Annotated in this window: 10 protein-coding genes; 8 read left to right on the forward strand and 2 right to left on the reverse strand. The window is 69.8% G+C overall.

The genetic code is table 11. The features are described from left to right. Positions 1–178: 178 nt before the first annotated feature. The gene (locus E1267_RS48145) at positions 179–544 is read right to left on the reverse strand and encodes a ClpX C4-type zinc finger protein (RefSeq protein WP_132341209.1); all 366 of its coding nucleotides are present in this window, start codon (positions 542–544) and stop codon (positions 179–181) included. 17 nt (positions 545–561) lie between these two features. Further along, positions 562–921, reverse strand: coding sequence for a hypothetical protein (locus E1267_RS40820; RefSeq protein WP_132341211.1), 360 nt, complete (start codon positions 919–921; stop codon positions 562–564). A gap of 291 nt (positions 922–1,212) precedes the next feature. Between E1267_RS40820 and E1267_RS40825 the strand changes: the two genes are divergently transcribed. The 8 genes from E1267_RS40825 (at position 1,213) to E1267_RS40860 (ending at position 8,404) form a co-directional block, all read left to right on the forward strand. After that, positions 1,213–3,054, forward strand: a complete 1,842-nt coding sequence (locus tag E1267_RS40825; protein WP_132341213.1) for a glycosyltransferase family 2 protein — start codon at positions 1,213–1,215, stop codon at positions 3,052–3,054. 81 nt (positions 3,055–3,135) lie between these two features. After that, on the forward strand, positions 3,136–4,140 hold the full coding sequence (locus E1267_RS40830; protein ID WP_132341215.1) for an energy-coupling factor ABC transporter permease: 1,005 nt from the start codon (positions 3,136–3,138) through the stop codon (positions 4,138–4,140). Between the two features lie 3 nt (positions 4,141–4,143). Continuing rightward, on the forward strand, positions 4,144–4,899 hold the full coding sequence (cbiQ, locus tag E1267_RS40835; RefSeq protein ID WP_132341217.1) for a cobalt ECF transporter T component CbiQ: 756 nt from the start codon (positions 4,144–4,146) through the stop codon (positions 4,897–4,899). Then, positions 4,896–5,630 (forward strand): energy-coupling factor ABC transporter ATP-binding protein, encoded by a 735-nt coding sequence (locus E1267_RS40840; protein ID WP_132341219.1) that lies wholly within the window; start codon positions 4,896–4,898, stop codon positions 5,628–5,630. The genes cbiQ and E1267_RS40840 overlap by 4 nt, the downstream gene beginning before the upstream one ends. A gap of 104 nt (positions 5,631–5,734) precedes the next feature. Next, positions 5,735–6,073, forward strand: a complete 339-nt coding sequence (locus E1267_RS40845) for an STAS domain-containing protein (RefSeq protein WP_132341221.1) — start codon at positions 5,735–5,737, stop codon at positions 6,071–6,073. A gap of 47 nt (positions 6,074–6,120) precedes the next feature. Further along, the gene (locus tag E1267_RS40850) at positions 6,121–6,894 is read left to right on the forward strand and encodes an SDR family NAD(P)-dependent oxidoreductase (RefSeq protein WP_132341223.1); all 774 of its coding nucleotides are present in this window, start codon (positions 6,121–6,123) and stop codon (positions 6,892–6,894) included. An 18-nt stretch (positions 6,895–6,912) separates the two neighbouring features. Then, entirely contained in the window at positions 6,913–7,677 is a 765-nt protein-coding gene (locus tag E1267_RS40855; RefSeq protein ID WP_132341225.1) for a crotonase/enoyl-CoA hydratase family protein, read from the forward strand. 178 nt (positions 7,678–7,855) lie between these two features. Then, positions 7,856–8,404 (forward strand): rhomboid family intramembrane serine protease, encoded by a 549-nt coding sequence (locus tag E1267_RS40860; protein ID WP_246064636.1) that lies wholly within the window; start codon positions 7,856–7,858, stop codon positions 8,402–8,404. Positions 8,405–8,439 lie beyond the last annotated feature (35 nt).

The following is an 8,439-nucleotide window of genomic DNA, read 5'->3' on the forward strand; positions in this document are numbered from 1 at the left end:
GTGTGGGGTGCGGCCCCCTGCTCCAGCTCCCCGGGGCGGCCGGGGAGCTGGAGCCCGTTCATCCGGTGGCCGGCCGTTCTGCCGTGACGTGCGGTGTGGCCCCCGCTAAACCGTCAAGGCGCACATGGCCGACTTTCCTCACTAATAGGACGCCCCGAGTGGCACGAAGGTTCACACGTCAGGCCTCGCTCCTGAACCGTTCCCAGGCCGACTGCCGGGTCATGCCGAGCGACGTGCCGATGCGCTCCCAGCTGACGTCCCTGGTGCGCAGGTGTGCCACCCAGTCGCGCAGATTGTCGTCGACCTGCGCCTGCACCGCGGCGATCTTGGGCAGGTGGTCGAGAATCTGCTCGTCGGTCATGGACTCCCACATGGGCAGCCGCGGCTCGGGCGACGGTGTGCGGCGGTCCTGCTCGATGATGTCGTTGCAGAGGCTGATGCATTCGTCGCAGATGTGCACGCCGGGACCGGCGATCACCTTGCTCACGTCCGAGCTCTTCTTGTGGCAGAACGAGCAGCGGACTCTGTCATTCCAGTCAGGCATGGCCTGACGATAGCCCGTCAGGCTACCCCTGACAAGCCTGGCCGGCGATCCGGCTCGACCTGCGCCCGCATGATGGCCTGCCGCTCGTCGGTGATCTTGCCGCAGATCGTCACGTACGCGTCCAGGACCTTGGAGTAGGACCGTCGAGCCTGTTCGAGCTGCTCGCGCAGGGCGCGCACGCGGTCGGCGTGGCCGTGCCGCTCGGCCTCGGCGAGCAGCGTGCGGGCCTCGTCCACGATTTCAGCCGCCCGCATCCTCGTGTGGCGCAGCAGGGCCGAACATTCGTGCAGTTCTCCCAGTCGCGCCGAGGAGACGATGAACTCTGCGGCGTGCACGGCGGAGCCGTCGGCCGTGCGCCTGCGGAGATCTGATGCCATTTCACGCCACCTCCCGGTCAAGGATGCCTAACTGTAGACGCGCGGCCCGGCCCTGAGGATCACTCACGTCGGCGAGGGGTGTCTCAATGCTCCCCGCGGAGAGGTTTCTTCCCCCCGGAGGGAAAACCTCGTCCCTGAATACGATTCGGCGCCGTGCGAATGAGGTATTTGGCGACCTTTGTCGGCTCATGTTGAAGAAATGCGGCGAACCGCCGGTGTTAGCAAAAGACGGAGTGCAAGACCTCCGATCGCCCCCCGGGGACAGGGCCGTTCGTCACATACTGGAACCGAATGGCGGCGCAACGTGAGCGGGCGGTGTTGGCGATGTCGGCTACGGAGAACGGCGATGACGCGGTTGACGTCAGCGTCGTCATCCCGGTGCACAACTGCCGGGCCTACCTCGACCGGTGCCTCACCGCGGCGCTCGTCCAGCGGGTGAAGAAGGAGCTGATCGTCGTCGACGACGGCTCCACCGACGGCAGCGGCGAACTCCTCGACCTCTACGCCTCCTATCACCCGTCCACCGTCAAGGTGATCCACATCGACGGCAGCGGCGGCGCGGGCCGGCCGCGCAACGTCGGCCTGGAGCACGCCACCGGCCGGTACGTCTTCTTCTGCGACGCCGACGACCACCTCGGCCCGGAGGCGCTGGAGCGGATGGTCGCCATGGCCGACAGGAACGACTCCGACATCGTGCTCGGCAGGATCGTGGGACACGGCCGCAGGGCGCCCGTGTCGATGTTCCAGCACAGCGCCGACCGGGTGGAGCTGGGCGACGGCAACGTCTACAACAGCCTGTGCTGCTTCAAGCTGTTCAGCAGGGAACTGCTCGAACGCCACCAAATCCGGTTCGGGGAGGGCATGCCCGTCGGCGAGGACATCCTCTTCACCGTGCACGCCTACTGCCACGCCGGGGTGATCTCCGTGGTGGCCGACTACGACTGCTACCACCTGATGGCCAGGCCCGACGGCACCAGCATCATGCAGCGGGCCGGCAGCAGGGACCCGCTCGCCTGGCTGGCCATGATCAGGGAGCCGATCCGGCTCATGTCCGGGCACATCGAGCCGGGCCCCCTCCGTGACCACCTGCTGCGCAGGCACTTCAGGCTCGACGTGTTCACCCAGCTCGGGTCCGCGTTCCTGGACAGCGACGACGTACGGCGCAAGGACATCGCGCGTGAGGTGGCGGCCCTGTGCGACGAGTGGTACACGCCGGGCGTGCACGAGCGGCTCAACAGCATCGACCGGCAGCGGGCGACCGCGCTCGACGACATCGACCGCCTCGTGCGCCTGGCCCGCATCGAGAGCGCCACCGTACGCCGCCGGCTGACCGGGGTGTGCTGGGACGGCGACCACCTGGTGATGACGGGTTCCGCGGGGCTGCACGGCATCGCCAGGGACCACGGCCTGGCCGTGGTGCTGCGCGCGCGGCACGACCCGGCCGCCGAGGTGGTCATCCCCGCCGAGCGGAAGGGCGGCGAGTTCACCGTACGCGTGGACGTGTCGGCGCTCGCCTCCGGGATCTGGGACCTGCGGGTGGCGGTCGAGGTCGAGGGCGCGCTGCGGTTCGGCCGGCTGGGCGCGGACCGCGAGATCGGCGTCAGCCGGCCGATGCCCCGGATGATCGGCGGCGTCGTGGTCCTGCCCTACTTCACCAGGGACAACGGCAACCTCAGCATCGACGTGGGCGGGCACGTGGTGGCCGTGCCCGGCGGCGCCCGGGTCATCAGGACGCGGTGGGGCCTGGGGCAGCGGCTGCTCATCGACGGAGAGGTCAGCGTCGTCGACACCGCGCCCGCGGCCGTGGCGCTGCGGCGGATCGTCTGGCGGGAGCGGCGCTACGGGCGCGAGCGGGCCGAGCCGGTGACGGCGCTGCCGGGTGGCGGGTTCGCGGCGGGGCTGGCGGTCGGCCGGCTGCCGCCGGGCACCTGGGACGCGTACCTGGAGCTCGACCTGGGCGGGCCGGCGGCGCGGTTCAGGATCGAGGCGGACGCGGGCGCGCTCGTGGGCCCGCGCCGGTGGTGGTGGGCGGCGCTGCGGAGGAGCGTGCGGCCGTACACGACGCGGGGGCGGCTGAGCACGGTGGTGCGGAGGCTGACGGCGCGGGCGGTGATCAACAGGATTATTCGCTAATTGCCATATATGTGCAGGTGCAAGTCAATGTCCTAAAGTAGGTACGTTGTACCGTCTCATCCGGTTCCCGGAGGTAGTGCCGTGCACGTACCCGATGGCTTCTTCAACGCAGTGACATCGATCTCGGCGGGAGTCGTGGCGGCCGCGGGAGTCGCCGTATGCCTGCGGGGGGCACGGCGCGAACTCGACGACAGGACCGCCCCCATGGCCGGGCTCGTCGCCGCGTTCATCTTCGCCGTCCAGATGCTCAACTTCCCCGTCGCCGCGGGCACCAGCGGCCACCTGCTGGGCGGTGCGCTGGCCGCGATACTCGTCGGGCCCTACACGGGTGTTCTGTGCATGGCCGTGGTCCTGCTCGTCCAGGGCGTGTTCTTCGCCGACGGAGGGCTGACCGCGCTCGGCATCAACATCACGCTCATGGGCGTCGTCACCGTGCTGGTCGGCTGGGGCGTCTTCAAGCTGGTCACCGGGCTGGCGAAGGGCCAGGTGGTGGTGGCCGCGTTCCTGGCCGCGCTGGTCTCCGTGCCGGTCTCCGCGCTGGCGTTCACGCTGCTGTTCTGGATCGGCGGGACCGCGCCGATCGAGGTGGGCACGGTGGCCGCCGCGATGGGCGGCGTGCACCTGCTGATCGGCATCGGCGAGGGCCTGATCACCGCCGCCACCGTCGGCGCCGTGCTCGCCGTACGGCCCGACCTCGTGTACGCCGCCCGCGGCCTGGCCAAGCCGCTGGTCCTGCGCGGGGCCGAGGGCGCCGGCGCCACCGTGGGCGAGCCCGAGCCTGCCCCGGAGGCCCGCGGCGCGCTCAGGCCGTTCCTGCTCGGCGGCGTCGGCGTGACGCTCGTGCTGGCCGGGCTCGTGTCGTTCTTCGCCTCGTCGTCACCCGACGGGCTGGAGGCGGTGGCCGAGGAGAAGGGCTTTATCGACCAGGCGGCCGACCACCTGTTCGGCTCGTGGACGCTGGCCGACTACGGCGAGGTCGGCGGCATCCCCGTCGGCGTCGCCGGCGTCATCGGCGTCGGCCTGGTGCTGGTCGTCGCCGGGGCGGTGGCCTACGCCGCGCGCGGACGCGGTCAGGCCAAGGTGTGACACGTGGGCGCCGGGCACCGTCACCAGCTCTACCTGCCGGGCGGTTCGGTGGTGCACCGGCTGCCGCCGCAGTGCAAGCTGCTGGCGGTCCTCGCCTTCGCCCTCGTCGTGGTGGCCACGCCGCGTGAGCGGTTCTGGTGCTTCGGGGCCTACGCGGCGCTGCTCGGCGGCGTCGCGCTGGCCGCGCGGGTGCCGGTGGGCCACATGGCGCGGCGGATGGTGATCGAGGTGCCCTTCGTGCTGTTCGCCCTGCTCATCCCGGTCATCGGGCTGGGCGAGCGGATCACGGTGATGGGGCTGTCGCTGAGCGTTCCCGGGCTCTGGGCGGCCTGGAACATCCTGGCCAAGGCGACGCTCGGCGTGGCCGCCTCGGTGCTGCTGGCGTCCACCACCGAGCCGCGGGAGGTGCTGATCGGAGCGCAGCGGCTGAGGTTGCCGAGTCTGCTGGTGCAGATCGCCATGTTCATGCTGAGATATCTGGACGTGATCATGGATGAGATGCGGCGGATGCGGGTGGCGCGGGAGTCTCGCGGGTTTGAGGCGCGAAATTTCCGGCAGATCCCGGTGGTCGCCCGGTCCGCCGGGTCACTGTTCATCCGGTCGTACGAACGGGGGGAGCGAGTGCATCTCGCGATGCTCAGCCGGGGATACTCGGGGCGGATGCCGATGATCAACGATATTTCGGCATCTGTGGGCCAGTGGGGCATGGCGCTCGCTCTGCCCGCCGCGGCCCTCGCAGTGTTGGGACTGTCCCTGTGAACTCTCTGGAAGTCAGGCAACTCGCCTATGCCTACCCCGACGGCACGCAGGCGCTCTACGGCGTCGACCTGTCCATCGCCCGCGGCGAGCGGGTGGCCCTGCTCGGACCGAACGGCGCCGGCAAGACCACGCTCGTCATGCACCTCAACGGCATTCTCACCGCCGGGCACGGCAGCGTCACCGTGGCGGGCACCCCCGTGCGCAAGGACACCCTCGCCGAGATCAGGCAGCGGGTCGGCCTCGTCTTCCAGGACCCCGACGACCAGCTGTTCATGCCCACCGTCAGGGACGACGTGGCGTTCGGCCCGGCCAACGCCGGCCTGCGCGGCGAGGACCTCGACCGCGTGGTCAAGGGCGCCCTGGAACGGGTCGGCATGCTGGACGCCGCCGACCGGCCGCCGCACCACCTGTCGTTCGGGCAGCGGCGCAGGGTGGCGGTCGCGACCGTGCTCGCCATGGAGCCGGAGATCCTGGTCCTCGACGAGCCCTCGTCCAACCTCGACCCGGCCGCCCGCAGGGAGTTGGCGGAGATCCTGCGCTCCCTGGACGTGACGGTGCTCATGGTCACGCACGACCTGCCGTACGCGCTGGAGTTGTGTGAGCGCGCGCTCATCCTGTCCGACGGGGTGATCGCCGCGGACGCCCCCACGCGTACGCTGCTCTCCGATGCCGAACTGCTGGCCAGGCACCGCCTGGAGCTCCCGTACGGCTTCGCCATCCCCGTCATGTGAGCCGGTTTGACGCGCGAAGCCCGCCTGCATCCGGCTCTTCGTAGTTTGTGCATGCCCGCTCTCCGGGGATGTCGAAGTACAGTGGCTCATCGAGGAGGGGCCAAATGAAGCTGCGGCTTGCACGACACGCCCTGGGTGATGCCGTGGTGGTGGCCGTTGAGGGTGAGCTCGACTTGTTCACCGCGCCGTTCCTGCGCGATGAGGTGCGTGACGCCATCAAACAGGACGGCGCCAGGCTCGTGCTCGACCTGCAGCAGCTGTCGTTCATGGATTCGAGCGGCCTGTCGGTGCTGATCGAGGCCTGGCGGCTGGCGACGGGGGAGGGCGGTGGCGTGTCCCTCGCGGCGCCGCAGGCGCCGGTGGCGCGCATCCTCCGCACGACTGGCCTCGACCGGCGGATCAAGGTGTACGCCGACGTCGACAGCGCCGTGGGAGCGATTTAGCGGCCCCGAGTAGAACTTCATTCGGTCGGCGCGTTAGGGTCCGGGATATGGACGTGAACGGATCTGCAGCAATCATCTCAGGCGGCGCCAGCGGCCTCGGTGAGGCCACCGCCCGCGAGCTGGCGAGGGCCGGCGCCACCGTGGTCGTCGCCGACCTCAACGAGGAGCGCGGCAAGGCCGTCGCCGACGAGATCGGCGGCGTCTTCGCGAGGACCGATGTGGCGGACGACGCCCAGGTGCAGGCGGCCGTGGACGCCGCCGTGGCGACAGGCAAGCCGCTGCGCGTCATCGTCAACAGCGCCGGCATCGGGTGGGCGGAGCGCACGGTCAACCGCGAGGGCAAACCGCACAATCCGGCCTCCTACCGCAAGGTCATCGAGGTCAACCTGATCGGCACGTTCAACCTCATGCGCATCGGGTCCGCCGCCGTCGCCAAGACCGAGCCGGCCGACGCCGACGGGCAGCGCGGCGTGGTGATCAACACGGCCTCCGTGGCGGCGCTGGAGGGTCAGACCGGGCAGCTCGCCTACTCCGCCTCCAAGGGCGGCATCGTCGGCATGACGGTGCCGGCCGCGCGCGACCTGGCGGCGATCGGCGTCCGGGTCAACACGATCTGCCCCGGCATCATCGACACGCCCATCTACGGCTTCAACGACAACGCCGAGGAGTTCAAGGCCAAGCTGGTCGCGCCGGTGGTGTTCCCCAAGCGCATGGGCAGGGCCGGCGAGTTCGCGCACCTCGTACGGTCGTTGATCGAGAACGACTACATGAACGCCGAGGTCGTTCGCTTCGACGGCGGCATCCGCTTCCAGCCCAAGTGACCCGTCGGAAGGGGTGTCATGTCTGACGAAGTGCTCGTCGAGGAGTCAGGGAACGTCGCGATCCTCACGATCAACCGGCCGAAGGCGCGCAACGCCGTCAACGGGGCGGTGGCGCGGGGGATCGCGGACGCCCTGGACGCGCTGGACGCCCGTCCTGAAATTTCGGCGTACGTGTTGACCGGTGCCGGTGGCACCTTCTGTGCGGGGATGGACCTGAAGGGCTTCCTGTCCGGCGACTTCCCGGTGGTGGAGGGGCGCGGCTTCGGCGGGCTGACCGAGTCGCCGCCGAAGAAGCCGCTGGTGGCCGCCGTCGAGGGCTACGCGCTCGCGGGCGGGTTCGAGATGGCGCTGGCGTGCGACGTCATCGTGGCGTCGTCGGCGGCCACGTTCGGGCTGCCCGAGCCCAAACGCGGACTGGTCGCCGGCGCCGGCGGCATCATGCGCCTGCCTCGCAGGATCCCCTACCACGTGGCCATGGAGATCGCCCTGACCGGCGACCACTACCCGGCCTCCCGCCTGTACGAGCTCGGCCTGGTCAACCGCATCACCGAGCCGGGCGCGGCCCTGGAGGGCGCGCTCGAACTCGCCGGCAAGATCGCCGGCAACGCTCCGCTGGCACTCGCCGCGACCAAGAAGGTGATCATCGAGTCGCAGGACTGGTCGCGCGAGGAGATGTTCAAGAAGCAGGGCGCGATCATCAACCCGGTGTTCGGCTCGAAGGACGCCATGGAGGGTGCCGCCGCCTTCGCGGAGAAGCGCGCGCCCCGGTGGAAGGGCGAATAGTCCTGCCCCTCCCGCTCCCCGGAGACGGGAGGGGCGTCTTTACGCACGCGTAGCTCTTCCTGGTTACGGTAAAGAAAGAGGGCAACGACTCCGGGAGAGGCGCATGAGCGACTATTCGGGTTCACGATTCGATTCGGCCAGACGCGGCGCCGGCGTCCTCCTGTCAGGTGCGCTGAGCATGCTGATCATCATGGGCGTTCTGCTCGGCGTGATGTGGATCCTCGAGGGCGTCGACGTCGTGCTCAACGGCTCGCTCGACCAGTACGGCATCGTCGGCTGGGACCCTGACGGCCTGGTCGGCATCCTGCTCGCGCCATTCCTGCACGGCGGCTTCGGTCACCTCATGGCCAACTCGCTGCCCCTGCTGATCCTCGGCTTCCTTGCGGGGCTCCGCGACGTCGGCAAGTTCCTCTGGGCCAGCCTGATGATCGTCCTGATCGGCGGCCTGGGCACGTGGGTGACCAGCCCCGGCGTGGTGACGATCGGGGCCAGCGGCCTGGTGTTCGGCTATTTCGGCTTCATCCTGGCGCGCGGCCTCTTCGACCGCAGCCTGCTCGACTTCGCCATCGCGATCGGCGTGGGCGTCGCCTACTGGGGCATCCTGGCCGGCCTGCTGCCCAACCAGCCGGGCATCTCCTGGCAGGGTCACCTGTTCGGGCTGATCGGCGGTGTGGTGGCCGCCTGGGTGCTGCGGCGCAAACGCGAGATCACCACGAGCCCGTACTGACGCGAACGCCCTCCCCCGGCGAGCCGGGGGAGGGC

It is taken from the genome of Nonomuraea longispora (assembly GCF_004348345.1).
GTDB classification, from domain to species: domain Bacteria; phylum Actinomycetota; class Actinomycetes; order Streptosporangiales; family Streptosporangiaceae; genus Nonomuraea; species Nonomuraea longispora.

Coding starts and splice junctions, on each gene's coding strand:
- E1267_RS40845 (WP_132341221.1), top strand. CDS start 5,735: ATGAAGCTGCGGCTTGCACGACACGCCCTGGGTGATGCCGTGGTGGTG.
- E1267_RS40825 (WP_132341213.1), top strand. CDS start 1,213: ATGGCGGCGCAACGTGAGCGGGCGGTGTTGGCGATGTCGGCTACGGAG.
- E1267_RS48145 (WP_132341209.1), bottom strand. CDS start 544: ATGCCTGACTGGAATGACAGAGTCCGCTGCTCGTTCTGCCACAAGAAG.
- E1267_RS40820 (WP_132341211.1), bottom strand. CDS start 921: ATGGCATCAGATCTCCGCAGGCGCACGGCCGACGGCTCCGCCGTGCAC.
- E1267_RS40850 (WP_132341223.1), top strand. CDS start 6,121: ATGGACGTGAACGGATCTGCAGCAATCATCTCAGGCGGCGCCAGCGGC.
- E1267_RS40855 (WP_132341225.1), top strand. CDS start 6,913: ATGTCTGACGAAGTGCTCGTCGAGGAGTCAGGGAACGTCGCGATCCTC.
- E1267_RS40860 (WP_246064636.1), top strand. CDS start 7,856: ATGCTGATCATCATGGGCGTTCTGCTCGGCGTGATGTGGATCCTCGAG.